Here is a 26,802-nt window from a genome sequence, read left to right on the forward strand (position 1 = left end):
TCATGGGTTTGTTGCCCGATGTCGCAGCCGACTTGAGCGTCTCCATTCCGGGCGCTGGCTGGCTGGTGACCGGCTACGCGCTGGGCGTGGCCATTGGCGCGCCGTTTATGGCATTGGCCACCGCCAAATTGCCGCGTAAGGCCGCTTTGGTGGCTTTGATGGGCATTTTTATTATCGGCAACCTGCTCTGCGCACTGGCCAGTGATTACAACGTCTTGATGCTCGCCCGGGTCATTACGGCCCTGTGCCACGGTGCATTTTTCGGTATTGGCTCTGTGGTCGCAGCAGGCTTGGTGCCCGCCAATAAGCGTGCATCAGCCGTGGCCTTGATGTTTACCGGTCTGACGCTGGCAAACGTACTGGGCGTGCCGTTGGGCACAGCCTTGGGCCAAGCCGCGGGATGGCGCTCTACATTTTTTGCCGTGACGGTGATTGGTGTGGTGGCGTTGATTGGTTTGATCCGCTTTCTGCCCGCTAAAAAAGACGAAGAAAAACTCGACATGCGTGCCGAACTGGCAGCCCTTAAAGGCGCTGGGATATGGCTTTCCCTGAGCATGACAGCGCTGTTTTCTGCCTCCATGTTCACTCTATTCACGTATGTCGCCCCATTACTCGGTGACGTGACGGGCGTGTCGCCCACTGGCGTGACCTGGACCTTACTCTTAATCGGACTGGGCCTGACGGTCGGTAACATCATTGGCGGCAAGCTCGCCGACAAACGTTTGGCTGCGACCTTGATCGGCGTCTTTATCGCCATGGCCGTGGTGTCGACGGTGCTGACCTGGACCAGCGTGGCTTTAATTCCAACCGAGATCACGCTGTTCTTGTGGGCCACCGCTTCGTTTGCCGCTGTTCCCGCCCTGCAAGTCAACGTGGTGACCTTCGGTAAAGCAGCCCCAAACCTGGTTTCAACGCTGAACATTGGCGCTTTTAACCTCGGCAACGCATTGGGCGCTTGGGTGGGCGGCAGCGTGATTGCTCATGGCTTCGGCCTCACTAGCGTGCCGCTTGCCGCTGCCGCATTGGCGGTGCTGGCGCTGCTGGTCACCCTGATTACTTTTCGCCAGAACGGTAACCCCGAGCTGGTTACTGCCACACATTGATCTCTGAGAAGGCTATATATATGACTACGATTTTTGATCCGATCAAACTAGGCGATCTCGAGCTTCCTAACCGCATCGTCATGGCGCCGCTTACCCGTTGCCGCGCCGATGAAGGCCGCGTTCCAAACGCGCTAATGGCTGAATACTACGTTCAGCGCGCTTCGGCAGGCTTGATCCTTAGCGAGGCCACGTCAGTCACGCCAATAGGCGTTGGCTACCCAGACACCCCCGGCATTTGGTCCAACGATCAGGTACGTGGTTGGAAAAACATCACCCAAGCGGTGCATAACGCCGGTGGGCGAATTTTCTTGCAGTTGTGGCACGTTGGGCGAATCTCCCACTCGCTGTACCTGAACGGCGAATTGCCGGTCGCGCCAAGCGCCATTGCGGCCAAAGGCCATGTCAGCTTAGTCCGTCCAAAAGTCGGCTTTGAGGTACCTCGTGCGCTGGAAACGGCAGAGATCGCAGACATTGTCGAGGCCTACCGCACGGGTGCAGAAAACGCCAAAGCGGCAGGTTTTGACGGCGTTGAAATACACGGTGCCAATGGGTATTTGCTCGATCAGTTCCTGCAAAGCAGCACCAACCAGCGTACCGACCAATATGGCGGCTCCCTAGAGAACCGCGCTCGACTCTTGCTTGAAGCCACTGATGCGGCGATCGACGTCTGGGGTGCTGGCCGCGTCGGCGTGCACCTGTCGCCACGCGCAGACTTGCACGACATGGGCGACGAGAACCTCGCTGAGACCTTCGGCTATGTGGCTAAAGAATTGGGCAAACGCGGCATCGCATTTATCTGCTCGCGTGAGCACGAAGCGTCTGACAGCTTGGGCCCACAGCTCAAAGCAGCCTTTGGCGGCCCCTACATCGTCAACGAAAGCTTCACCAAAGAAAGCGCCAACGCTTGGATCCAAGCTGGCAAAGCTGATGCTGTCGCGTTTGGTGTGCCTTTTATCGCCAACCCTGATCTACCTGCTCGCTTGAAAGCTGATGCACCGCTCAATGAAGCACATCCAGAAACCTTCTACGCAAAAGGACCTGTTGGCTATATTGACTACCCAACACTGTAAGTTGGCTTAGAGAACGGATTATTTGTAGACCGCTTCTCAACTAGCTAAAAAAACGCCCAAGGCATCACTGCCTCGGGCGTTTTTTTAAATATCGAAAAAGGCTTAAACGTTTAAGTCGCACATCCAAGCGATGTTTAGGGCAAAAAAGGGGCGGTTTGACCCGCCCACATTTTTTCCCTAATCCCTTTTGTTCCTTCTCATCATCCTGATGAATTGCATCCTGCAATGTCCTTAACGTTCCTCCTTGAACGCCGTGTCTATCCGTCGACACAGTTAAGATACTAGAGGCTTCTAAAATTGCTGCAAGCGCATCAGTTATAGATTTTTATTACGAAAAAAAGGCCAATAAAAACAAATAGTTCTTTATTTTCAACGACTTAAAAAATAAAAAAGGTAAGAAAAAGTCATCAGATACTGCGACTTTCGCTCTTGGCTTACAGAAAAAGTAAGTAAAGGCTTACAACCTATCGCAGATAAAATTCAACTTCGTACGTGACATTCCATTTCTAACCACAGGTTTTAAAGAACAGGCTGAAATTGAAGCGACGCAGAAAATAAAGTCCCATAAAAAAACCCCGAAATTTCGGGGTTTTTGTTATGAACTGTTCTTACTGGAACAGTGACTCGCTCGACAAACCATTACGTTCAAGTATCTCGCGCAAGCGCTTAAGACCCTCAACCTGAATTTGTCGTACACGCTCACGGGTCAGGCCAATTTCCAGCCCGACATCCTCAAGGGTGCTGCTCTCATGCCCGCGCAGTCCGAAACGGCGGATCACGACCTCACGCTGTTTGTCCGTGAGCTCGGACAACCACTCATCAATACTTTGCGACAAATCATCATCCTGAAGCAGCTCACAAGGATCTGTAGGGCGATCATCGGTCAGGGTATCAAGCAGGGTTTTGTCAGAGTCCGGGCCTAAAGAAACGTCTACTGAAGACACACGCTCGTTGAGCCCAAGCATACGCTTGACTTCAGAGACGGGTTTTTCGAGCAGGTTGGCGATTTCTTCAGGGGAGGGTTCGTGATCGAGCTTTTGCGTCAGTTCTCGCGCGGCTCGCAGGTAGACATTGAGTTCTTTAACAACGTGGATCGGCAGGCGGATGGTCCGGGTTTGATTCATGATTGCCCGTTCAATCGTCTGGCGAATCCACCAAGTGGCGTAGGTCGAGAAACGGAATCCACGTTCCGGGTCAAACTTCTCGACTGCCCGAATCAAGCCGAGGTTGCCCTCTTCAATCAGGTCCAGTAGCGATAGACCGCGATTGACGTAGCGTCGTGCGATTTTCACCACCAGTCGCAAGTTACTTTCAATCATACGTTTGCGGCCAGCAGGATCCCCACTTTGCGACAATCGCGCAAAATGGACTTCTTCAGCTGGGGAGAGTAACGGAGAGAAGCCAATTTCGTTGAGGTACAACTGAGTCGCATCAAGCGCCCGGGTGTAATCAATGTATTTGTGCTGTTTTGAAGCGTGTGCTTTTTTTGACTTGGTGCGAGCTGTAGGGGTTGAGTCGTTTTCTTCTGACATCAAGTCACTATCGATGCTGGCGTCCATAAGGAGCACCTCATCGTCGATGTCAAACCCCGGCGCTTCTTTGTTGAGAGCCATTGTTCTAGTCCTTTGGTGAGTTCGACCTCAAGCTCAAGCATCGCCTTTATCCCTGGCAACGCTGGAGCCTGTTCCTTTCGTCTACATCAGGAACAGGCTGGTAACTGATCAACGGCGTGGAAGGAATTGCAGTGGATCTACAGGCTTACCTTGACGGCGAATTTCAAAGTGAAGTTTCACCCGGTCTGTACCAGTTGACCCCATTTCGGCAATTTTCTGTCCGACCTTGACCTGCTGCCCCTCCCGAACCAAAAGCCTGCGGTTATGACCGTAGGCACTAACGTAGGTGTCGCTGTGTTTGATGATGACTAATTCGCCGTAGCCCCTCAATCCACTGCCAGCGTAAACCACTGTCCCATCTGACGCAGCTAAAACAGGCTGTCCCAAATCTCCGGCAATATCAATACCTTTATTCAAACTACCGTTTGAAGAGAATTTACCGATCAAAATCCCGTCTGCTGGCCATCCCCAGCCTTTAGGCGCTGGGCCTGCTGGCAAGGGAGCTGTGGTCACTGGTCTAGACGCACTGGCTACTGGGCGCTTAGTCACGGTGGTTTTACTGCCGGATGAAGACGACACCACTGTCGTCGTTGTGCCCCCTGCCGGAACTGTCCCTGCGCGCCCATCGAAGCGGATTGATTGCCCAGGCACGATCGTATACGGCGCGTTGATATTGTTTTTTGCAGCCAGCGCTTTCCAATCCCAACCGTAGCGAAAGGCGATCGAAAATAATGTATCGCCACGTTTAACGACGTACTGACCCGTGGTCACTGCCGGACGCTGGGCGACCCCATTACGATCAACGACACTTGCACCATTCCTTGACGCGCTGGAACACGCCGCCAACATAGCCAGGGAGGCACTTAACACCAGCCCGACCACTATTCTTTGATAGCTTTTGGCCCCCATACGCTGCGTAATGACTGTGAGACTCACCCGCCGCTCCCTTTGAAGATGGCAAAAAATTAGAACGCCAGTCACGGCGCTCATTGGCCGCAAGTATAACCGGCTGTACGGCTTTGCAGACTGCAAAGCGCTATCGCACACGTGCTGTTTAAAATCTAAACAGACGTTAGGCTGATCAGCCCATTGCGCTGTATGACCCGCACCCGGCTCTATAATTCAGCCGGTTCGCGTTAAAGAATCAGGCCAGAGGCCCATTAAGCAGCGGTACAAAACGAACATTGCCAATCACACGCCGAGCATAACCATGCTCTTCCCGTACAATCAGCATCAGTTGCTGGACGTCCCCGGCCCCCACTGGAATCACCAAACGCCCGCCCGGCGCCAATTGATCCAACAACGCTTGCGGCACATCCGTCGCTACTGCGGTCACGATAATGCCGTTATAAGGTGCAAGTGCTGGCCACCCTTCCCAGCCATCTCCCCAGCGAAAGACTACGTTGCGCAGGTTGAGTTCGAGCAAGCGCTCTTTGGCCTTGTCCTGCAACACCTTAATACGCTCAACCGAGAAGATCCGCTCAACCAGTTGCGACAGTATCGCCGTCTGATAACCCGATCCGGTGCCGATCTCCATGACCTTGTCCAGTGGGCCGTCCTCAAGCAGCAGCTCGCTCATGCGCGCAACCATGTAAGGCTGAGAAATAGTCTGGTTGTTACCAATGGGCAGCGCCGTGTCTTCGTAAGCACGGTGGGCCAAGGCTTCGTCAACGAACAGGTGACGGGGGGTGCGCCGAATGACCTCCAGCACTTTCTGGTTAACGATGCCCTCCTCACGCAAGCGCTGTATCAGGCGCTCACGTGTACGCTCCGAGGTCATGCCAATGCCACGATGCATCAGGCCGTCCTGCTCACGCGCCATCAGCCCAAGCCCTCCAGCCAGCCATTAAGGCTTTTAAAAGCATCACCCAAGGTGCGATCCAAGTGCAGCGGCGTGATCGACACGTACCCCTGCATCACGGCATGAAAGTCGGTGCCCTCGCCGCCGTCTTCAGCATTGCCCGCTGCCGCAATCCAGTAACCGGCCTTGCCCCGCGGGTCGACCATGCGAACTGGCGCCGCCGCACGCGCACGATGCCCCAAACGGGTTAGTTGGATCCCGCGGATTTTATCCAGCGGCAAATTAGGGATATTGACGTTAAGCACGGTACGCGGTGGTAGTTCAAGCTGACCATGAGCCTCTACCAGCTTGCGCGCAAAATACGCTGCGGTCGGCAAATTATCGACCTGGCGCGACACCAGCGAAAAAGCGAATGAGGGGTGCTGAAGAAAGCGGCCCTCTAGCGCTGCCGCAACGGTGCCCGAATACAGCACGTCATCACCCAGATTGGCTCCCAGATTAATCCCTGACACCACCATGTCCGGCTGCTGTTCTAACAGGCCATTGAGCCCCAGATGAACACAGTCAGTCGGCGTGCCATTGATACTGATAAAACCATTGCTCAAAGTGTGTGGATGCAAGGGGCGATCCAGCGTCAACGAGCTGCTGGCGCCACTTTTATCTTGATCAGGGGCGATCACTACACACTCGCAATAGTCAGCCATAGCCTCGTAAAGCGCGACAATCCCCGGAGCGTTTACCCCGTCATCATTTGAAATCAGAATACGCATAGGCTGTCCGTTTGCCCCAAAGACACCAGATCAACAAGTTCACGCACTAGAACAGTGGCGAAGGTTCCGGCCGGCAGTACAAATTCCAGTTGCAAAATATCTGGCTGCGGATAATGCCACGTCAATCGGCCAATGGGCAGCCGAAGAATGCGGCGCTCGTGGCTCATCCCAGCCCGAACCAGCCAATCGCGCAACGCCGCCTCACGCTCGGCGATGGATTGCTCCAGCGCGTGTGTGGCGCCGGTGGTCGGAGAGTCACCCTCGCCCCACTGCGGGCCGGTCGGATGCAGGTCAAGGATAGCCAGTCGTGGGTCATTGCATTCAGCTTCGCCCGCCGGGAAAAAACTACGGCTGTCAGTGAAGGCCAGTAGATCGCCCACTTGAGCGCGCTGCCAAGTGCCATCAGCGACTCGGGCTGCCAACACTTGGTTAAACAGATAACTGCGCGCAGTGGAGAGCAACCGCGAACGGACGTTGCGCTGCTCAGGCAGGGCTTTACGCGCAGCATACTCTCGCGCCTCACCCAGGTTGCCACCTTCCCAGCCAAAACGCTGAATGCCGAAATAATTCGGAACCCCCTGTTTAACGATCTGTTCCAAACGGAGCTGCAATGCCTCTTTGTCGGCGTTCAGTTGCGTAAGGCGCAGCGTAAAACCATTTGCAGCATGAGCCCCGCGTTGCAATTTACGCTTGTGACGTGAAGTCTTGAGGATCTTCAGCGTGTCATTTTCGGCACCCGACAGGTCGGGGTCTGCCTTGCCCGGCAGTTGCACGCTGAACCATTGTCGGGTCAGCGCCTGACGATCTTTCAAGCCTGCATAACTCACCGTACGCAAAGGCACACCCGCGGCCTTGGCAATACGCCGCGCGGCTTCTTCAGTGTTCAGACCGCGCTTCTCAACCCACAACCACAGGTGCTCGCCGTCGCCAGATAAGGGGATGTCGAGCACTTCGTCGACCTGAAAGTCTTCAGCGGTCGCCTTGAGCACAGCCGTGCCCAACCGCTCGCCGTAAGCAGTCGGACCCAGCAGATCAAACTCGTTCATGCGCGAACCAACAACGCGATGGAGTGCACCGCGATACCTTCTTCACGGCCAACAAAACCCAGCTTTTCAGTGGTGGTGGCTTTTACGTTTACTTGATCCAAATCAACCTCAAGATCTGCGGCAATCAACGCACGCATCGTTTCGATGTGCGGGGCCATCTTCGGCGCCTGAGCAACGATAGTATTGTCGACGTTGCCGACTTTCCAACCTTTGGCATGGATCAAACCCACAACGTGGCGCAACAAGGCACGGCTGTCAGCGCCCTTGAATTGCGGGTCGGTGTCTGGAAAATGCTTGCCGATGTCGCCCATCGCCGCCGCGCCCAGCAATGCATCACTGAGCGCGTGCAACAGCACGTCGCCATCAGAGTGGGCCAACAGCCCGAATTTATGAGCAATACGCACGCCGCCCAAGGTTATAAAGTCGCCTTCAGCAAAACAGTGCACATCATAGCCGTGGCCAATACGCATAAAAAAACGCCCCGATTAAGTCAGGGCGTGATTCTACCTACTTAGGCGCTTAGTGCACGCGCATGATGACGCAAGTGATCGTCAATAAAGCTGGCGATAAAGAAATAGCTATGGTCGTAGCCCGGCTGTAGACGCAAAGTCAGCGGGTAATTCGCCAATTTGGCCGCCTGTTGCAGCGCCTCAGGCTTAAGCTGGACGGCTAAAAAGTCGTCCCGATCACCTTGATCCACCAGCAACGGCAACTGCTCAGTGGCCTCACTGATCAGCACGCAGGCATCCCACTCACGCCAACGCGCACGTTCGTCGCCCAAGTAATGGGTGAATGCCTTTTGCCCCCAAGGGCAGTCCATTGGATTGCTGATAGGTGCAAACGCTGACACCGATTGATAGCGACCTGGGTTACGCAATGCACACACCAATGCACCGTGGCCGCCCATTGAGTGGCCGCTGATGCTGCGTTTTTGCGATGCAGGGAAATGAGCCTCAACCAGCGCAGGCAATTCCTGCACTACATAATCGTGCATGCGGTAATGCTGCGCCCACGGCTGCTGGGTTGCATTCACATAGAACCCCGCACCCAGACCGAAATCCCATGCACCATTAGGGTCATCCGGCACACCTTCACCACGAGGGCTGGTGTCAGGGCACACAATAATCAGGCCCAACTCGGCGGCCATCTTCATGGCGCCAGCTTTGTGCATAAAGTTCTCGTCGGTGCAGGTCAGCCCCGACAACCAGTACAGCACAGGTAATTTAGCGCCCTGCTCCGCCTGCGGTGGCAAGTACACGGCAAACACCATGTCGCAACCCAGCACGTGCGAGCGATGCTTGTAACGTTTGTGCCAGCCGCCGAAACTTTTCTGGCAGGTAAGATTGGTTAAGGGCATACGGGCAGCTCCAAGCCGCAAGTTCCAAGCCACAAGTGCAAGCGGATGAATCCCGCTTGCAGCTTGAGGCTTATCGCTTACCGCTATTGGTCAGAATTTAATAACAGTACGAATGCTTTTGCCTTCGTGCATCAGGTCGAATGCCTTATTGATATCTTCCAAGCCCATGGTGTGGGTGATGAAGGTATCCAGCGGAATCTCGCCGGTTTGCGCCATGTCGACATAGCTTGGCAGCTCAGTACGACCGCGTACGCCACCGAATGCCGAACCGCGCCAAACACGACCAGTAACCAATTGGAATGGACGGGTCGCAATTTCCTGACCAGCGCCGGCCACACCAATAATCACAGACTCGCCCCAACCTTTGTGGCAGCACTCCAGAGCCGCACGCATCAGTTGCACATTACCGATGCATTCAAAGGAGAAATCGACACCGCCATCGGTCATGTCCACGATGACTTCCTGAATAGGGCGATCGAAATCTTTAGGGTTAACGCAGTCAGTGGCGCCCAATTGCTTGGCAATTTCGAATTTAGCCGGGTTGATGTCGATCGCAATAATCCGCGCAGCTTTGGCTTTCACCGCGCCAATCACCGCTGACAGACCAATTCCCCCCAAACCGAAGATCGCCACGGTGTCGCCGGGTTTAACCTTGGCCGTGTTGAGCACCGCGCCAATCCCGGTGGTTACGCCGCAGCCCAGCAGGCAGACTTTTTCCAGCGGTGCGTCTTTTTGAATTTTGGCGACAGATATTTCCGGGAGCACGGTGTACTCGGAAAATGTCGACGTACCCATGTAATGGAAAATTGGCTGGCCCTTGTAAGAGAAGCGCGTAGTGCCGTCTGGCATCAAGCCTTTGCCCTGAGTCGAACGAATGGCTTGGCACAGGTTGGTCTTACCAGACAGGCAGAATTTACATTGACGGCATTCTGGGGTGTACAACGGGATCACATGGTCACCGACCGCAACTGAGGTAACGCCTTCGCCAATGGCTTCGACAATGGCACCCCCCTCGTGGCCAAGGATCGACGGGAAAATACCCTCAGGATCAGCGCCCGATAAAGTGTAAGCATCGGTGTGGCATACACCCGAGGCTACAACGCGCACAAGCACTTCGCCTGCCTTGGGCATGGCGACATCCACTTCTACGATTTCCAGTGGCTTTTTGGCCTCGAACGCTACGGCAGCACGTGACTTAATCATCCATCGTCTCCAGCTAAATAAAAACAAGATGCCAAGTGTAAATCAGCACTGTGTGATTAATAATCCGGTCAAAAGCAAAACATTATTGCTCTGTAGGGATAATCAACCGTGAACGAAAATCGCTGGGAAGGTATAGACGAATTTGTAGCGGTGGCCGAGTGCGGCCAATTCACGGCGGCCGCTGAGCGTCTCGCAGTGTCGTCCTCGCATATCAGCCGTCAGGTGGCGCGCCTTGAAGAACGCTTGCAGACCCGCCTGTTCTACCGCAGTACCCGACGTGTCGCACTCACCGAAGCAGGGCAAACCTTTTTACAGCATTGTCAGCGCCTACAAGATGGTCGCGAAGAAGCGCTGCGCGCTGTAGGTGATTTAGCTAGCGAGCCTAAAGGGATGCTGCGCATGACCTGCGCAGTGGCCTACGGAGAGCGGTTTATTGTGCCGTTGGTGACGCGTTTTATGGGGTTGTACCCACAATTAAGAGTCGACATAGAACTGACCAACCGCTCTTTGGACTTGGTCCACGAGAGTCTCGACCTTGCAATCCGGCTGGGCCGATTACAAGACTCCAGCTTGGTTGCAGCCCGCTTAGCGCCCAGACGCATGTACGTATGTGCGTCGCCGTCTTATTTAGAGCGCTACGGTCGACCGCACAGCGTGTCGGAATTAAGCCGTCATAACTGCTTAATTGGCAGCAGTGACATCTGGCAATTGAAACAGGATGAGCGAGAGTTTTCGCAGCGGATTCAAGGCAATTGGCGTTGCAACAGTGGGCAAGCGGTGTTGGACGCAGCGCTATTGGGGGTTGGCCTGTGTCAGTTACCGGATTATTACGTGTTGGAACACCTAAAGAGCGGGACGTTGGTGTCTTTGCTCGAAGCTCATCAACCGCCCAACACCGCCGTTTGGGGCCTGTACCCGCAGCAACGCCACTTATCGCCAAAGGTCAGAAAACTGGTGGATTATTTGAAGGAAGGGTTAGCCAAACGCGAGGAATATTTGAGCTAATCAAAAGATCGCAGCCTGCGGCAGCTCCTACGCATTGCACAAGCCCCATAACGCCACCAAACATGCACAGCCTCCCCCGTAGGAGCTGCCGAAGGCTGCGATCTATTGGTCTTCATAAACAAAAGATCGCAGCCTGCGCAGCTATCGACGCGATGTCGTCCAACGCAGCCGCAGCCACTCGAGGTCTTCAGGGCGGGTGACTTTGATGTTGTCTGAACGGCCTTCGATCAGGCGTGGCGCCTGCCCTGCCCACTCTATCGCCGACGACTCATCGGTAATGTTCGCATCGGCCACCAAGCTGTCAGCCAAGGCGCGATGAAGTGCACCCAAACGAAACATCTGCGGCGTGTAAGCCTGCCAGATCAAGCTGCGGTCTACGGTTTCTACCGCTCGCCCGTTTTTGTCTACGCGTTTGAGAGTGTCGCGCGCAGGAACAGCCAGCAAACCACCGACCGGATCATCCGCCAACTCAGCGAGCAGTTTGTCGAGGTCCTCACGTGACAGGTTGGGCCTGGCCGCATCGTGCACCAACACCCAATCATCATCGCCAGCCCCTTGCGCATGCAGGTACAACAAAGCGTTCAACACTGAGTCTGCACGCTCGCGACCACCATCGACCCTGGCAATTCGCGGGTCAGCAGCACATTGCAAGGACGGCCAGAATGGATCATCAAACGCAAGACTGACCACCAGACCTTTAAGGCCAGGATGATCGAGGAAACAGCCAAGGCTGTGTTCAAGAATACTGCGCCCGCCCAGTTGCAAATATTGCTTGGGACGGTCCGCGGCCATACGGGCACCCACGCCCGCGGCAGGAATCACGGCCCAGAAGGCCGGTGATGAGTTACTCATTGAGCCAACTGGTAGAGAGTTTCACCCTCTTTAACCATACCCAACTCATGGCGAGCACGTTCTTCAACGGTCTCCATGCCTTTTTTCAATTCAAGCACTTCCGCGTCCAGCACACGGTTACGCTCCAACAGCACTTCATTTTCAGCATGCTGGTCAGCTATTTGCTGAGTTAGATCAGTCACTTGCGCCAAACTCCCATTCCCCACCCACAGGCGATACTGCAGGCCAGCCAGAAGCAAGAGCAAAATGAGGAACAACCAATTGGGACTGCGCATCGAATATCAGGTATCCAGTAAAAAGACAGCCATGCCGACAAACTTAAACAACCAACAGTACAAAGCCTGGATAACCAGGCTTGTACTTGATGAGCATCAGATTAGTGTCAAAAGCCCCACGATAGCGAGCTTTCTGACACAACCTGTTGTCTTTTTACCACCAACTGCTTAGCCGCGGAACTCGCCACGACCGTTGTACGTGGCTTTAGTACCCAGTTGCTCTTCAATACGCAGCAATTGGTTGTACTTGGAAACGCGGTCTGAACGGCACAGGGAACCGGTTTTGATCTGACCAGCCGAAGTGCCCACCGCCAAGTCGGCAATGGTGGAGTCTTCGGTTTCGCCGGAGCGGTGCGAAATAACAGCAGTGTAACCAGCTGCTTTGGCCATCTGAATGGCTTCAAGCGTTTCGGTCAGGGTACCGATCTGGTTGAACTTGATCAGGATCGAGTTGGCAATGTTCTTATCAATGCCTTCTTTCAGGATCTTGGTGTTGGTAACGAACAAATCGTCACCGACCAGCTGAACTTTCTCACCGATTTTGTCGGTCAGGATTTTCCAGCCATCCCAGTCAGACTCGTCCAGACCATCTTCAATGGAGATGATCGGGTAACGCTGAGTCAGACCTTTGAGGTACTCGGCGAAACCTTCGGAGCTGAACACCTGACCTTCGCCGGACAGATTGTATTTGCCGTCTTCGTAGAACTCGCTGGCCGCGCAGTCCAGTGCCAGGGTCACGTCTGTACCCAAGGTGTAACCGGCGTTGGCGATCGCTTCAGAGATCACTTTCAAGGCATCTTCGTTGGACGCAAGGTTCGGTGCGAAACCACCTTCGTCACCCACTGCAGTGTTCAGGCCACGAGCCTTGAGCACAGCTTTGAGGTGATGGAAAATTTCGGTGCCCATACGCAGCGCGTCAGAGAAGGTCTTGGCGCCAACTGGCTGAACCATGAACTCTTGGATATCAACGTTATTATCCGCGTGTTCGCCACCGTTGATGATGTTCATCATCGGAACCGGCATCGAGTAAACACCCGGCGTACCGTTGAGGTTGGCGATGTGCGCGTACAGCGGCAGGTCTTGATCCTGAGCCGCAGCCTTAGCAGCGGCCAACGATACAGCCAAGATCGCGTTAGCACCCAAGGAACCTTTGTTTTCAGTGCCGTCCAGCGCGATCATCGCGTGGTCCAGCTCTTTTTGATTCACTGGGTCTTTACCCAGCAGCAGGTCACGAATCGGGCCGTTGATGTTGGCAACAGCTTTCAGAACGCCTTTGCCCAGGTAACGGCTCTTGTCGCCATCACGCAGCTCCAACGCTTCACGCGAGCCGGTGGAAGCACCGGAAGGCGCACATGCACTGCCGATGATGCCGTTGTCGAGAAGCACGTCGGCTTCCACAGTGGGGTTGCCACGGGAGTCGAGAACTTCACGACCTTTGATGTCGACGATTTTTGCCATTGTTGTGAACACTCCAAAGTTGACGAAAACGACGCAGCTGAGGGAAATAGTGTCATCGTCTGCAAGGATCTTAAGCGGGCAGCCTTGCGGACGATAAAACGCGGGCCCCAAGGGCCCGAAAAAGTGTGCGGTATTTTACCGGAGAACTGCGGGTTAAGCGGTTTCTATTGTCGGAAAACTTTTAACCAACTCATCCAGCGACTTTAACTGAGCCAAGAATGGCTCAAGCTTGTCCAAACGCAGGGCGCAAGGGCCGTCGCATTTGGCGTTGTCTGGATCCGGATGCGCTTCCAAGAACAGCCCCGCTAGACCCTGGCTAATACCTGCCTTGGCGAGGTCAGTGACTTGGGCACGTCGGCCACCCGCGGAATCGGCGCGACCACCAGGCATTTGCAGCGCGTGGGTCACGTCGAAAAATACCGGGTACTCAAATTGCTTCATGATGCCGAAGCCCAGCATGTCGACCACAAGGTTGTTGTAGCCAAAGCTGGAGCCACGCTCACAGAGGATCAACTGATCATTGCCCGCTTCTTCGCACTTGCTCAGGATGTGTTTCATTTCTTGAGGCGCGAGGAATTGGGCTTTTTTGATGTTGATCACGGCACCGGTCTTGGCCATCGCCACGACCAGGTCAGTCTGACGCGACAGGAAAGCCGGCAGTTGGATGATGTCGCAGACCTCAGCGACCACGGCTGCTTGCGCAGGCTCGTGGACGTCAGTAATCACCGGCACACCAAATGCTTGCTTGATATCCTGAAAAATCCGCATGCCCTCTTCGAGGCCGGGGCCACGATAGGAGGTAACAGATGAACGGTTGGCCTTGTCGAAACTGGCCTTGAAGACGTAAGGAATACCGAGCTTTTCGGTAACCCGCACGTACTCTTCGCACACCTGCATGGCCATATCACGGCTTTCTAGCACGTTCATGCCACCGAACAAGACCATTGGCTTATCGTTGGCAATTTCGATATTGCCTACGCGGATAATTTTTTGCGCCATGCTGTTTAAGCCTTCTTCTCGTGTTGAGCCAGTGCAGCTTTAACGAAACCGCTGAACAGAGGGTGACCGTCACGTGGCGTCGAGGTGAATTCTGGATGGAACTGGCACGCGACGAACCAAGGATGATTCGGTGCTTCAACCACTTCTACCAACGCACCGTCACCGGAACGACCCGTCACTTTGAGCCCAGCTTCGATCAGTTGCGGCAGCAGGTTGTTGTTCACTTCATAACGATGGCGGTGACGCTCAACAATCACGTCCTTGGCATAGCAATCGTGCACCAGAGAGCCGGCCTGAAGCTGGCAGTCTTGTGCGCCCAGACGCATGGTGCCGCCCAAATCAGAGGTTTCGGTACGGGTTTCAACTGCACCGGTAGCGTCTTCCCACTCAGTGATCAGGCCCACAACCGGGTGGCCGCTGCTACGATCGAACTCAGTCGAGTTAGCATCTTTCCAGCCCAGCACATTACGTGCGAACTCGATGACCGCCACTTGCATCCCCAAGCAAATACCCAGGTAAGGCACCTTGTTCTCGCGAGCATACTGAACAGCGGTGATCTTGCCTTCTACGCCGCGCAGACCGAAGCCGCCCGGAACCAGAATGGCATCAACGCCCTCAAGCAATTCAGTGCCTTTGTTTTCGATATCTTCGGAGTCGATATAACGCAGGTTAACTTTGGTACGGTTGGAGATACCGGCGTGGCTCATCGCTTCGATCAGCGACTTGTACGCGTCCAGCAGTTCCATGTACTTGCCAACCATCGCGATGGTGACTTCGCGCTCTGGGTTGAGCTTAGCGTCGACCACTTTGTCCCATTCGGACAAGTCGGCGCCGTTGCATTGCAAGCCAAAACGCTCAACGACGAAATCATCCAAACCTTGAGCGTGCAGCATGCCCGGGATCTTATAGATGGTATCGGCATCTTCCAGCGAAATAACGGCACGTTCTTCAACGTTGGTGAACAGCGCGATCTTGCGACGCGAAGACACATCAACGTGGTGATCGGAGCGGCAGATCAGAACGTCTGGTTGCAGGCCAATGGAGCGCAACTCTTTAACCGAGTGCTGGGTTGGCTTGGTTTTGGTTTCGCCAGCAGTGGCGATATACGGAACCAGCGTCAGGTGCATCAGCATGGCGCGCTTGGCGCCCACTTCAATGCGCAACTGGCGAATAGCCTCGAGGAACGGTTGGGACTCAATGTCACCCACAGTGCCGCCAATCTCGACCATCGCTACGTCGGCATCGCCGGCGCCCTTGATGATCCGACGTTTGATTTCGTCAGTGATGTGCGGAATCACCTGGATGGTCGCCCCCAGGTAATCACCACGGCGCTCCTTGCGCAGGACGTGTTCGTAAACGCGGCCCGTGGTGAAGTTGTTGTTCTGGGTCATGGTCGTGCGGATGAACCGCTCGTAGTGGCCCAAATCCAGGTCAGTCTCGGCGCCGTCGTGCGTGACGAACACTTCACCGTGCTGGAACGGGCTCATGGTGCCCGGATCAACGTTGATGTAGGGGTCCAGCTTCAGCATGGTGACCTTAAGTCCCCGCGCCTCCAGGATGGCTGCCAATGAAGCCGAGGCAATGCCTTTCCCCAATGAAGAAACAACACCGCCCGTGACGAAGATGTAGCGCGTCATGAAAAACCCTAGAAGTCTGCGTTAAAGCGGTCAGAGCCGCCGGGGAAAGCGAAGGAAGGCCGAAGCCCCCAATCACCAGCATTAGTCACAGTGCATCTTTCGAAAAACTGCTGCGTTGAAACAGACCGATGGAAACCAACGGTTCGATACAAGCCACACATTTTTTAAAAATCGCCCAGCAAAGACTGCTTGGTAATCGGCAACATCTGCAATTCTGGTGAATCTACAGAAGTTGTATCAAGAAGGGAGCGTAGTCTACCGGAAAGCCCCTTTCAGCTCAAACCTTGATCGCTCGAAGTTGGTAACCACTGCAATTGCCAACGCCCACAAGGGCCGCAAGCCAATCCATCGAGGTTTGCCACTGCTAATAACTGCTCGTCACGGTACAGCAGCGGCAATCTGCCACGAACAAAAGCTGGCACACCGTGTTCGTTAAGTAAGCGCTTGAGATCACGATGCCCGCGCTCAGCGACTTTCATCACTTCGCCTCCTTGACGATAGCTCACGCGCAAAGGGCCGTTGGGAATCTCGCCTATCACACGCACGTGGCCATTACCCGGCAAGGTTAAAGGCGAAGCGGGTTGCTCCCACAATGAGGGTGCAAGCGGTTGGCGAAGCCAATCTGCGGCCAACCACCAGAGGCGACCGCCAGCACGATGCAATTCACCAGCCTCCAACGCCCAGACGGGGTGCGCATCACCACGCGCATCGCGCAGCGCATCCCAGCCTGCCCAATGATCGGTATCGGGCAGCCGAGTGAAACCTGCCAGCCAATGGCGCAGTGCATTGCGCTGGCGGATTTCAGTAAGCCCAACTATGGGCGCGAGCGCTAAAGACGGCAGGCCAAGCCAAGCAAACTCGGAACCTGAACGCGCTGCGCCAAGGTCCTGTTGCGCCAATTCTTCGAGCAAACGTTGAGCTTCTGCACAATGCGCAGCAGTGCGCGCCAAGCTGGCAGTTGCTTGTGGCCAGCGCTTGGTTAGCCTCGGCAAGACTTCATGGCGTAAGTAGTTACGCGAGAAGTCGGTCTGCGAATTGGAAGGGTCTTCGACCCACGTCAGGCCCTGCGCTCGCGCATATGCTTCAAGCTGCGCACGAGACACATCCAGCAACGGACGCGCCAAGTACCCCTGCCCCAGCGCACGCTCAAGCGGCATAGCCGCCAATCCGTTCACCCCGGCCCCACGCATTAGGCGAAACAGCAACGTTTCCGCCTGATCGTCACGATGCTGACCGGTTAACAACACTTCGTGCGCCTGCGTGACCGCTTCGAACACCTGATACCGCGCCTCTCGCGCCGCACGTTCAAGGCTTGCACCACTGCGCACTTGTACGTGAAACACCTGCAACGGCACCGCTAGCGAATCACACAGTGCCTGACACTGGGCTGGCCACGCATCTGCAGCCACTTGCAAGCCATGATGAACATGGACAGCCGTCAGCGCAGGCAGAGAATGGGTATGACGCAGTTGTACGAGAAGGTGCAGCAGGACCGTTGAATCAAGCCCGCCGGAAAGTGCGACGTGCCAAGCCTTCGCGTTGCGCCAAGGTTTTAAAGCGTGAAGCAGTTGGATTGAAAGGTTGGGCATCAAACAATCCTGCCGAAAAGGTCAAAAGCTGCGCGACCGGCTTTTCGTAGAAGCTGCCGCTGGCTGCGATCTTTTGATCTTTAAAAGATCGCAGCCTTCGTGCCTCGGCAGCTCCTACGAGCTTACCTGTACACCTTTAATCAGAGACCGTAGCTCATCAGGCGGTCATAGCGACGCTTGAGCAGGGTTTCGGTGTCGAGCTTTTTCAGCACGTCCAATTGCGAGGCAAGCTCACCACGAATCGTCGCAGAAGCCGCTGCCGGATCACGGTGCGCGCCGCCCAATGGCTCGGTGATTACTTTGTCAACAATACCCAGACCTTTCAGGCGCTCGGCGGTAATGCCCATGGCTTCGGCTGCGTCCGGCGCTCTTTCAGCGGTTTTCCACAGGATCGAGGCGCAACCTTCAGGCGAAATCACCGCGTAAGTCGAGTACTGAAGCATGTTCAGTTGGTCACAGACGCCAATCGCCAATGCACCACCCGAGCCGCCTTCACCAATCACAGTGGAGATGATCGGCGTTTTCAGGCGCGCCATCACGCGCAAGTTCCAGGCGATCGCTTCACTCTGGTTGCGCTCTTCGGCGTCGATACCCGGATAGGCACCCGGCGTGTCGATGAAGGTCAGGATCGGCATTTTGAAACGCTCAGCCATCTCCATCAAACGGCAAGCCTTACGGTAGCCTTCTGGACGTGGCATACCGAAGTTACGGCGCACTTTCTCACGCACTTCACGGCCTTTTTGATGGCCGATTATCATAACTGGCTGGTCATCCAGGCGGGCGATGCCACCCACGATGGCGGCGTCATCTGAGAAGTGGCGGTCACCGTGCAACTCATCGAACTCAGTGAAGATGTGATCAATGTAGTCAAGGGTGTAAGGGCGGCGCGGATGGCGGGCCAGACGAGCAATTTGCCAGCTGGTCAGCTTGCCGAAAATATCTTCAGTCAGCGTTTTGCTTTTGTCTTGCAGGCGAGAGATTTCATCGCCGATGTTCAGCGAATTGTCATTACCGACCAAGCGCAACTCTTCGATTTTGGCTTGCAGGTCAGCAATCGGCTGTTCGAAATCAAGAAAATTCGGGTTCATAAGCATCCGTCTTCGGTCGGCGGCAAAGCATGCCAGCGGGCTTGAAACCCAGCAATTGCTGGTGAGTCCAACCCGACTGGGGCAGCCGGTTGTCTGTATCGCGCCTACCTTAAGGGACAGGCGCTCTCAGGTCGAGATTAAAAATTCAGGTCGAGATCAGGGCGCGCGAATCGCTCCCTGACCGTCAACGGTATTGGAGGAAGACGTTGTCTCGCCCAAACTGGTCACGCAACGCTTGAATCAAGCTGTCTGCCGGATCAATCCGCCAGGTTTCACCAAACTGCAACAACGCCTTGGCATCAGCGCCGGTGTAGTCCATGGTGATCGGGCACGCCCCACGATGTTTCTTGAACAATTCGCCTAAAAAGCGTAATTGATCACCTTTGAGTGCCGCTTGCGTCACTTTCAGACGTAAGCTTTCGGCCAAGCTGGTGCGGGCTTCTTCCATGCTCATCACCCGTTTAACCCGCAGACGCAGGCCGCCGGAAAAGTCGTCATTACTGACCTCCCCCTCAACCACCACCATTGCATCAGTCTGCAACAACGATTGCGCCGAATGGAAGGCTTCAGCAAACAATGAAGCTTCAATGCGCCCGGAACGGTCGTCCAGCGTGATAAAGCCCATCTTGTCGCCTTTTTTATTTTTCATCACCCGCAGCGCAATGATCATACCCGCGACAGTCTGGGTGTCTCGCGCTGGCTTCAGATCAATAATGCGTTGACGGGCGAAACGGCGAATCTCACCTTCGTACTCGTCAATCGGATGGCCGGTTAAATACAGACCAAGCGTGTCTTTCTCACCCTTGAGACGCTCTTTGAGTGTCAGCTCTTTCGCCTTACGGTGGTTCGCGTAAACATCTGCGTCTTCTTCGACAAACAAGCCGCCAAACAAATCAGCATGCCCGCTATCGTGGGTTCGCGCTGTTTGCTCAGCCGCTTTGATCGCCTCTTCCATAGCGGCCAGCAACACCGCACGGTTTTGGTCGATATGGGCTTGGTAGGCTTTTGGCTCGTCATAGAAATAAGGCCCCAGACGGTCCAGCGCGCCACTGCGGATCAGGCCGTCTAAGGTGCGTTTATTAATGCGTTTAAGATCAACACGCGCACAGAAATCGAACAGATCAGCAAACGGGCCTTCTTTGCGCGCTTCAGTTATCGCCTCTACCGGCCCCTCGCCCACCCCTTTAATTGCACCCAGCCCATAAATAATGCGGCCTTCATCGTTAACCGTGAACTTGAATTCCGAGGCATTCACATCCGGCGCGTCGAGACGCAGCTTCATGGTGCGAATTTCTTCGATCAAGGTCACAACCTTGTCGGTGTTGTGCATATCCGCTGACAGTACCGCCGCCATGAACGGCGCCGGGTAGTGCGTTTTCAGCCATGCGGTCTGGTAGGACACCAAGCCGTAGGCTGCGGAGTGAGATTTGTTAAAGCCGTAACCGGCAAATTTCTCTACCAGGTCGAAAATATTACCGGCAAGGTCCGCATCAATATTGTTCTGACCGCAACCTTCGATGAAACCACCGCGCTGCTTGGCCATTTCTTCGGGTTTTTTCTTACCCATGGCACGACGCAACATGTCGGCGCCGCCGAGGGTATACCCGGCCATCACCTGAGCAATCTGCATCACCTGTTCTTGATACAAAATGATACCGTAGGTCGGCGCCAAGACGGGCTTTAGCCCCTCGTATTGGTAGTCCGAGTGCGGATACGCCAGTTCGGCGCGACCATGCTTACGGTTGATAAAGTCATCAACCATGCCTGATTGCAGCGGGCCCGGACGAAACAGGGCGACCAGTGCGATCAAATCTTCGAGGCAGTCGGGCTTGAGCTTTTTGATCAGCTCTTTCATACCTCGCGACTCAAGCTGGAACACCGCAGTGGTCTCAGCCTTTTGCAGTAACTGGTACGTTGGCTTGTCATCGAGCGGGATAAAGGCAATGTCCAGCGGCGGCTCATTGAGCTTAGCGCGGTCACGGTTGATGGTTTTCAGCGCCCAGTCGATGACCGTCAGGGTCCGTAGGCCGAGGAAGTCGAACTTCACCAAACCCGCTGACTCAACATCATCCTTGTCGAACTGGGTGACCAGACCATCACCCTCTTCATCACAATAAATAGGCGAGAAGTCAGTCAGCTTGGTCGGTGCGATAACCACACCACCGGCGTGCTTACCGACGTTACGCACCACGCCCTCAAGCTTGCGCGCCATTTCCCAAATTTCTGCGGCCTCTTCATCCACTTTGATGAAGTCGCGCAGCACTTCTTCCTGCTCATAGGCTTTTTCGAGGGTCATCCCGACTTCAAACGGGATCATCTTCGACAGACGGTCCGCCAAGCCGTAAGACTTACCTTGAACCCGAGCCACGTCGCGGATAACCGCCTTTGCAGCCATCGAACCGAAGGTGATGATCTGGCTAACGGCATTGCGGCCGTATTTTTCTGCCACATACTCAATGACTCGGTCGCGACCATCCATGCAGAAGTCGACGTCAAAGTCGGGCATCGAAACCCGTTCGGGGTTCAGGAAACGCTCGAACAGCAGGTCGTATTCCAGCGGATCCAGGTCAGTGATCTTCTGCACATAAGCCACCAGCGACCCGGCGCCCGACCCCCGGCCCGGCCCTACCGGCACGCCGTTGCTTTTAGCCCACTGAATAAAGTCCATCACGATCAGGAAGTAACCGGGGAACCCCATCTGGATGATGATATCCAGTTCGAAATTCAGCCGGTCGACATACACCTGACGCTTAGCGTCGTAATCGTCGGTGGTGTCTTTAGGCAGCAGAACAGACAAGCGCTCTTCTAGCCCCTCAAACGAGACTTTGCGGAAATACTCATCAATGGTCATGCCATCGGGAATCGGGAAGTTGGGCAGAAAGTGAGTACCCAGCTTCACATCAATATTGCAGCGCTTGGCGATTTCAACCGAGTTCGCCAGCGCTTCAGGCAGGTCACTGAACAGTTCGGCCATTTCTTCGGCGCTTTTCAGGTACTGCTGATCGCTGTAGTTCTTGGAACGACGCGGGTCATCAAGCGCGCGACCTTCACCAATACAAACACGAGTTTCGTGAGCCTCGAAATCCTCTTGCTTGATGAAGCGCACATCGTTGGTGGCGACCAACGGTGCGCCGATCGCATCGGCCAACGCAACGGCCGCATGCAGGTGCTCCTCATCGTTGGGACGATGAGTACGCTGAACTTCTAGATAGAAACGCTCTGTAAACACCGCCATCCATTCAAGCGCAAGGGCTTTCGCCTCTTCGGCGTTACCGCTGAGCAGTGCAAGGCCGATTTCACCCTCTTTGGCCGCTGAAAGCATGATCAAGCCTTCAGCGGCCTCAGCCACCCACTCGCGCTCGATAATCACCTGACCATTGCGCTGGCCGTCGATAAAACCTCGGGAGATCAGCTCAGTCAGATTGCGGTAACCCACGGCATTCATCGCCAATAGGCTGATACGGCTCAACGGGCTATCTGGATCTTTATTGGACAGCCACAGGTCAGCCCCACAAATGGGCTTGATGCCACCGCCCATGGCCGTTTTATAAAATTTAACGAGGGAACACATGTTGTTCTGATCGGTGACCGCGACGGCAGGCATATTCATGCTCGCCAAGGTTTTGATCAGCGGTTTGATCCGCACCAGGCCATCGACCAGGGAGTATTCAGTGTGCAGGCGTAGATGAACGAATGAAGCCGGCATGGTGATCCTGTCTCTCAGCTTTGGAAAACAACAAGGCCCGGATTGTACCGGGCCTTGGCAAAAACATCAGCCTGGCGACTATACCTTGGCAAGGGCTTCTTGAGCTTCATAGGCACGACGCACCGGACCAAACGAACGCCTGTGAATAGGCGTCGGCCCCAAACGCTCAAGGGCTTGCAGATGGACCGAGGTCGGATAACCCTTGTGACCGCCAATGCCGTATCCCGGATATTGCAATTCAAAGGCTGCCATCTCACGGTCACGGCTGACTTTGGCCAAGATCGAAGCGGCGGCAATGGCAGGCACCTTACTATCGCCTTTGACCACCGCCTCAGCGGGCATGGCCAACTTGGGGCAACGGTTACCGTCGATCATCGCCAACTTAGGGGTAATGCTCAGCCCCTCCACCGCACGCTGCATGGCCAGCATGGTGGCATGCAGGATATTCAGTTCGTCGATTTCTTCGACTTCAGCCCGCGCAATGCACCAGCTCAAGGCTTTTTCACAGATCTCATCGAACAGTTTTTCACGACGCGCTTCGGTGAGCTTTTTCGAGTCGTTGAGCCCAGTAATGGGGCGCATCGGGTCAAGAATGACCGCTGCGGTAACCACCGCGCCGCACAATGGGCCACGGCCAACCTCGTCAACGCCGGCAACAAGGTCTTCGACCTGATTGACTAGGTTGAAGTCCAATCCGATTTGCATATTCACCGTTCTCATTAAGATTTTGCGATCAGACCCAGTACCGCGTCTGCGGCCTGATTGGAGGCATCGAGACGCAATGTGCGATGGATCTCATCGAAGCCTTGCGTCTGCTCTTCACCACCGTCTAGTAAAGGCAACAGTGTTTTGGCCAGCGCATCCGGGGTGGCCGCATCCTGCAACAACTCAGGCACCAAAAGCCGTTGAGCCAACAGGTTGGGCAATGACACGTACGGACTTTTAACCATACGCTTGAGTATCCAGAACGTCAGCGACGACAAGCGGTACGCAACCACCATCGGGCGCTTATACAGCAGCGCTTCTAGGGTGGCTGTACCGGACGCGATCAATACCGCATCGCAACCCGCCAGCGCCACATGCGACTGCCCGTCGAGCAACGTCAAGGGCAAGTCACGGCCTACCAGCAGGTGTTCAAGCTGGATACGACGTGCGTTGTTGGCACAGGGCAATACAAAACGCACGTCAGGACGTGCTTGATGAATTTTCTGTGCCGCGTCCAGAAATAATCCGCCCAACTTACCGACTTCACCGCCACGGCTGCCTGGCATCAACGCAACCAGCGGGCCATCTGGCAAACCCATCTCGGTGCGTGCTGCTGCACGGTCAGCTTCAAGCGGGATTGCATCTGCCAAAGGGTGGCCGACAAAGCGTACCGGCACGCCTTTCTCTTCATAGAATTTGGCTTCAAACGGAAACAACGCGAGCATCAAATCGCAGCCTTCGCGAATTTTGAGTACCCGCTTCTGGCGCCACGCCCAAACGGACGGACTGACGTAATGCACCGTTTTGATCCCGGCGCGGCGCAATTGCAGCTCGATATTGAGAGTAAAGTCAGGCGCGTCGATGCCAATAAATACATCGGGCTTTTCGGCAATCAGCGTCTGAACAAGCGCTTTGCGACGCTTGAGCAACTCTCGCAAGCGACCCAATACCTCAACCAGGCCCATCACTGACAGACGTTCCATCGGGAAGTAGGAGGTCATGCCCTCAGCTTCCATCAATGGACCGCCCACGCCTATAAATTCGATGTCCGAGTGACGAGCCTTGAGCGCACGCATTAGCCCTGAACCGAGAATGTCACCAGAAGCTTCACCTGCCACCAGCGCAACACGCAATCTAGCCATGATTAGCGCGTAATGCCGCGGGTGGAGGAGCGAATGGACTCAACGAACATGGCAACTTCCGGGAATTGCACAGCAGGCTCGACCAGTTCAGCAAGCGCCTGATCGACAGTAAGGCTTTGTCGATAGACCACTTTGTAAGCGCGACGCAGGGCCTGGATAGCCTCGTCACTGAAACCACGGCGGCGCATGCCCTCAAAGTTCATGCTGCGCGCCTCGGCCGGGCTGCCGAACACCGTCACAAACGCCGGGACATCTTTGCCAATAGCAGTGCCCATGCCCGAAAAGCTGTGCGCACCGATATGGCAGAACTGATGAACCAGCGTGAAACCGGACAAGATCGCCCAATCACCCATGTGCACATGGCCTGCCAAAGCGGCGTTATTAACCAAAATGCAATGGTTGCCAATGACGCTGTCATGCCCAATGTGGGCATAGGCCATGATCAAATTATGATCACCCAGCGTGGTTTCGGCTCGGTCTTGGACGGTGCCGCGGTGAATGGTCACGCCTTCACGAATAACGTTATGGTCACCAATCACTAGGCGCGTCTCTTCGCCCTTGTACTTAAGATCAGGCGTGTCTTCGCCTACCGAAGCAAACTGGTAGATGCGATTGTGTTTACCTATCCTGGTTGGGCCTTTAAGAATTACATGCGGCCCAATCACAGTCCCCTCGCCGATTTCCACACCTGCGCCGATGATCGACCAAGGGCCGACCTCGACGTCGTCGGCCAAAACGGCCGTCGGATCGATGATTGCGCGAGGGTCAATCAAACTCATAGTTTGCGTTCCGCACAGATGATTTCGGCCGAGCAGACTGGCTTGCCGTCAACCGATGCTTGGCACTCGAACTTCCAAATAGAACGTTTGCAACTCAGAAACTTGGCTTCGAGGATCAACTGATCACCCGGCAGCACTGGCTGGCGGAAACGCAGTTTGTCAGAGCCTACGAAATAATAGAGGGTGCCGTCTGCCGGTTTAACATCCAGCATTTTGAACCCCAAAATACCAGCTGCCTGAGCCATGGCTTCAATGATCAATACGCCGGGCATGATCGGGTGCGCCGGGAAGTGACCGTTGAAAAAAGGCTCGTTAATGCTGACATTCTTGTAGGCACGAATGCGTTTGTTCTCGACATCCAGATCTACCACTCGGTCCACCAACAGGAACGGGTAACGGTGGGGCAGATATTCGCGAATCTCGTTGATGTCCATCATTTGGTGGGGAAGCCTGTAATAAAGATTGGGCGCGCGCGACTAAGGCGCGCTCCTCTAGCAAATCAAGGAAGCAAACCAGTGGCTATGCACTCTTGATATGGAAAATGTATTAGCCTTCTGAAGAAGCTTTAGCGCTTGAGGTCACTTCCCCAACCTGCTTTTCCAGATGTTTAAGCCGTCTAGCGATGTCATCCAACTGACGAATACGTGCCGCACTTTTGCGCCACTGGGCAGCCGGTTGCATTGCAGTGCCGGAAGAATAGGCTCCTGGCTCGGTGATCGAATGAGTCACCATCGTCATGCCAGTCAAGAACACGTTGTCGCAAATTTCAATGTGACCTACCAAACCAACACCGCCTGCCAGCATGCAGTGCTTACCGATTTTAGTGCTACCGGAAATGCCCACACAGGCAGCCATCGCAGTATGGTCACCCACTTGAACGTTGTGAGCGATTTGGATCTGGTTATCAAGCTTCACGCCATTACCAATCAGCGTATCGGCCAAGGCGCCGCGATCAATAGCAGTATTGACGCCAATTTCGACATCATCACCAATGGTGACACCGCCGACTTGGGCAATTTTCTGCCAGACACCCTTTTCGTTGGCGAAACCAAAACCCTCACCGCCGATCACAGCACCCGACTGAATCACGACACGCTTACCGATGTGTACATCGTGATACAGAGTGACACGAGGGGCTAACCAGCCGCCTTCGCCGATCGAGCAACGAGCACCGATAAAGCAATGAGCACCCACTGTGACTCCGGCGGCGATTTGCGCACCGCTCTCAACCACAGCAAATGCACCAATGCTGGCCGTCGGGTCAATCAACGCATCTTCAGCAATGACCGCCGAAGGGTGAATCCCGGCAGAGGCTTTAGGTTTGGAATCGAATAAATGGGAGATCCGGGCATAGGCCAGATAAGGGTCGGGCACCACCAACGAATCCCCAGCGTACTCCTGCGCATCAGCCGCTTTGAGCAATACAGCCCCAGCGTGGCAGTCAACGAGGTATTTACGGTACTGAGGATTAGCCAGAAAGCTCAACTGAGATGGGCCGGCCTCTTGCAAAGTGGCCAGCCCAGTTATTTCTTTCTCTGCAGAACCACACAAGGTGGCTCCGAGGAACTCGGCCAATTGGCCGAGTTTAATAGTCGCGGTCATAG

Annotated in this window: 24 protein-coding genes; 3 read left to right on the plus strand and 21 right to left on the minus strand. The window is 54.9% G+C overall.

All coding sequences use genetic code 11. The features are described from left to right. Together AQS70_RS09490 and AQS70_RS09495 are read left to right on the plus strand one after the other, a co-directional pair. Positions 1 to 1,103, plus strand: a 1,103-nt coding sequence (locus AQS70_RS09490; protein WP_055102552.1) for an MFS transporter, incomplete at its 5' end; no start/stop codon positions are given. A gap of 20 nt (positions 1,104 to 1,123) precedes the next feature. After that, complete coding sequence (locus AQS70_RS09495; RefSeq protein WP_055102553.1) at positions 1,124 to 2,173, plus strand: alkene reductase; 1,050 nt, start codon at positions 1,124 to 1,126, stop codon at positions 2,171 to 2,173. 608 nt (positions 2,174 to 2,781) lie between these two features. Here AQS70_RS09495 and rpoS read toward each other — a convergent pair. The 8 genes from rpoS to AQS70_RS09535 all read right to left on the minus strand — a co-directional run bounded on the left by rpoS (position 2,782) and on the right by AQS70_RS09535 (position 9,963). Continuing rightward, the gene (gene rpoS, locus AQS70_RS09500; protein ID WP_055102554.1) at positions 2,782 to 3,786 is read right to left on the minus strand and encodes an RNA polymerase sigma factor RpoS; all 1,005 of its coding nucleotides are present in this window, start codon (positions 3,784 to 3,786) and stop codon (positions 2,782 to 2,784) included. A gap of 108 nt (positions 3,787 to 3,894) precedes the next feature. Continuing rightward, positions 3,895 to 4,722, minus strand: coding sequence for a peptidoglycan DD-metalloendopeptidase family protein (locus AQS70_RS09505; RefSeq protein ID WP_055102555.1), 828 nt, complete (start codon positions 4,720 to 4,722; stop codon positions 3,895 to 3,897). 208 nt (positions 4,723 to 4,930) lie between these two features. Next, positions 4,931 to 5,566 carry a protein-L-isoaspartate(D-aspartate) O-methyltransferase gene (locus AQS70_RS09510; RefSeq protein WP_187331803.1) on the minus strand — a complete coding sequence of 212 codons (636 nt, stop codon included), beginning with the start codon at positions 5,564 to 5,566 and terminating at the stop codon, positions 4,931 to 4,933. A 41-nt stretch (positions 5,567 to 5,607) separates the two neighbouring features. Then, on the minus strand, positions 5,608 to 6,357 hold the full coding sequence (gene surE / locus AQS70_RS09515; RefSeq protein ID WP_055102557.1) for a 5'/3'-nucleotidase SurE: 750 nt from the start codon (positions 6,355 to 6,357) through the stop codon (positions 5,608 to 5,610). Next, positions 6,345 to 7,403: a tRNA pseudouridine(13) synthase TruD gene (gene truD / locus AQS70_RS09520; RefSeq protein WP_055102558.1), complete on the minus strand. Its 1,059-nt coding sequence runs from the start codon at positions 7,401 to 7,403 to the stop codon at positions 6,345 to 6,347. Before truD ends, surE begins: the two co-directional genes overlap by 13 nt. Continuing rightward, on the minus strand, positions 7,400 to 7,873 hold the full coding sequence (gene ispF / locus AQS70_RS09525; RefSeq protein ID WP_055102559.1) for a 2-C-methyl-D-erythritol 2,4-cyclodiphosphate synthase: 474 nt from the start codon (positions 7,871 to 7,873) through the stop codon (positions 7,400 to 7,402). Before ispF ends, truD begins: the two co-directional genes overlap by 4 nt. Positions 7,874 to 7,914: 41 nt before the next feature. Beyond that, positions 7,915 to 8,760: an S-formylglutathione hydrolase gene (fghA, locus tag AQS70_RS09530; RefSeq protein WP_055102560.1), complete on the minus strand. Its 846-nt coding sequence runs from the start codon at positions 8,758 to 8,760 to the stop codon at positions 7,915 to 7,917. A gap of 90 nt (positions 8,761 to 8,850) precedes the next feature. After that, the gene (locus AQS70_RS09535) at positions 8,851 to 9,963 is read right to left on the minus strand and encodes an S-(hydroxymethyl)glutathione dehydrogenase/class III alcohol dehydrogenase (protein WP_055102561.1); all 1,113 of its coding nucleotides are present in this window, start codon (positions 9,961 to 9,963) and stop codon (positions 8,851 to 8,853) included. A gap of 108 nt (positions 9,964 to 10,071) precedes the next feature. On the opposite strand from AQS70_RS09535, the gene AQS70_RS09540 reads away from it, so the two are divergent. After that, positions 10,072 to 10,968: a LysR family transcriptional regulator gene (locus AQS70_RS09540; protein WP_055102562.1), complete on the plus strand. Its 897-nt coding sequence runs from the start codon at positions 10,072 to 10,074 to the stop codon at positions 10,966 to 10,968. Positions 10,969 to 11,109: 141 nt separating this feature from the next. Here AQS70_RS09540 and ispD read toward each other — a convergent pair whose 3' ends face one another. From ispD to lpxD, 13 genes are all read right to left on the minus strand, one after another. Next, positions 11,110 to 11,820, minus strand: coding sequence for a 2-C-methyl-D-erythritol 4-phosphate cytidylyltransferase (gene ispD / locus AQS70_RS09545; RefSeq protein ID WP_055102563.1), 711 nt, complete (start codon positions 11,818 to 11,820; stop codon positions 11,110 to 11,112). Continuing rightward, positions 11,817 to 12,095, minus strand: coding sequence for a cell division protein FtsB (ftsB, locus tag AQS70_RS09550; RefSeq protein WP_003440483.1), 279 nt, complete (start codon positions 12,093 to 12,095; stop codon positions 11,817 to 11,819). The genes ispD and ftsB overlap by 4 nt, the downstream gene beginning before the upstream one ends. Before the next feature lie 168 nt (positions 12,096 to 12,263). Beyond that, positions 12,264 to 13,553, minus strand: coding sequence for a phosphopyruvate hydratase (gene eno / locus AQS70_RS09555; RefSeq protein WP_055102564.1), 1,290 nt, complete (start codon positions 13,551 to 13,553; stop codon positions 12,264 to 12,266). Positions 13,554 to 13,706: 153 nt separating this feature from the next. Continuing rightward, the gene (gene kdsA / locus AQS70_RS09560) at positions 13,707 to 14,552 is read right to left on the minus strand and encodes a 3-deoxy-8-phosphooctulonate synthase (protein WP_055102565.1); all 846 of its coding nucleotides are present in this window, start codon (positions 14,550 to 14,552) and stop codon (positions 13,707 to 13,709) included. Between the two features lie 5 nt (positions 14,553 to 14,557). Next, positions 14,558 to 16,189 (minus strand): CTP synthase, encoded by a 1,632-nt coding sequence (locus AQS70_RS09565; RefSeq protein ID WP_055102566.1) that lies wholly within the window; start codon positions 16,187 to 16,189, stop codon positions 14,558 to 14,560. A gap of 272 nt (positions 16,190 to 16,461) precedes the next feature. After that, positions 16,462 to 17,778, minus strand: coding sequence for a tRNA lysidine(34) synthetase TilS (gene tilS / locus AQS70_RS09570; protein WP_055102567.1), 1,317 nt, complete (start codon positions 17,776 to 17,778; stop codon positions 16,462 to 16,464). A gap of 140 nt (positions 17,779 to 17,918) precedes the next feature. Next, on the minus strand, positions 17,919 to 18,866 hold the full coding sequence (locus AQS70_RS09575) for an acetyl-CoA carboxylase carboxyltransferase subunit alpha (protein WP_055102568.1): 948 nt from the start codon (positions 18,864 to 18,866) through the stop codon (positions 17,919 to 17,921). A gap of 184 nt (positions 18,867 to 19,050) precedes the next feature. Beyond that, complete coding sequence (dnaE, locus tag AQS70_RS09580) at positions 19,051 to 22,572, minus strand: DNA polymerase III subunit alpha (protein WP_055102569.1); 3,522 nt, start codon at positions 22,570 to 22,572, stop codon at positions 19,051 to 19,053. Between the two features lie 78 nt (positions 22,573 to 22,650). Then, complete coding sequence (gene rnhB, locus AQS70_RS09585) at positions 22,651 to 23,277, minus strand: ribonuclease HII (protein ID WP_055102570.1); 627 nt, start codon at positions 23,275 to 23,277, stop codon at positions 22,651 to 22,653. Positions 23,278 to 23,291: 14 nt separating this feature from the next. Beyond that, the gene (lpxB, locus tag AQS70_RS09590; protein WP_055102571.1) at positions 23,292 to 24,419 is read right to left on the minus strand and encodes a lipid-A-disaccharide synthase; all 1,128 of its coding nucleotides are present in this window, start codon (positions 24,417 to 24,419) and stop codon (positions 23,292 to 23,294) included. Between the two features lie 2 nt (positions 24,420 to 24,421). Then, on the minus strand, positions 24,422 to 25,198 hold the full coding sequence (gene lpxA / locus AQS70_RS09595; protein ID WP_055102572.1) for an acyl-ACP--UDP-N-acetylglucosamine O-acyltransferase: 777 nt from the start codon (positions 25,196 to 25,198) through the stop codon (positions 24,422 to 24,424). Next, positions 25,195 to 25,635, minus strand: a complete 441-nt coding sequence (gene fabZ, locus AQS70_RS09600) for a 3-hydroxyacyl-ACP dehydratase FabZ (RefSeq protein ID WP_019411583.1) — start codon at positions 25,633 to 25,635, stop codon at positions 25,195 to 25,197. Before fabZ ends, lpxA begins: the two co-directional genes overlap by 4 nt. 109 nt (positions 25,636 to 25,744) lie before the next feature. Next, positions 25,745 to 26,800 carry a UDP-3-O-(3-hydroxymyristoyl)glucosamine N-acyltransferase gene (lpxD, locus tag AQS70_RS09605; protein WP_055102573.1) on the minus strand — a complete coding sequence of 352 codons (1,056 nt, stop codon included), beginning with the start codon at positions 26,798 to 26,800 and terminating at the stop codon, positions 25,745 to 25,747. Between the last annotated feature and the right edge of the window lie 2 nt (positions 26,801 to 26,802).

The organism is Pseudomonas endophytica, from assembly GCF_001411475.1.
Taxonomy (GTDB): Bacteria; Pseudomonadota; Gammaproteobacteria; order Pseudomonadales; family Pseudomonadaceae; genus Aquipseudomonas; species Aquipseudomonas endophytica.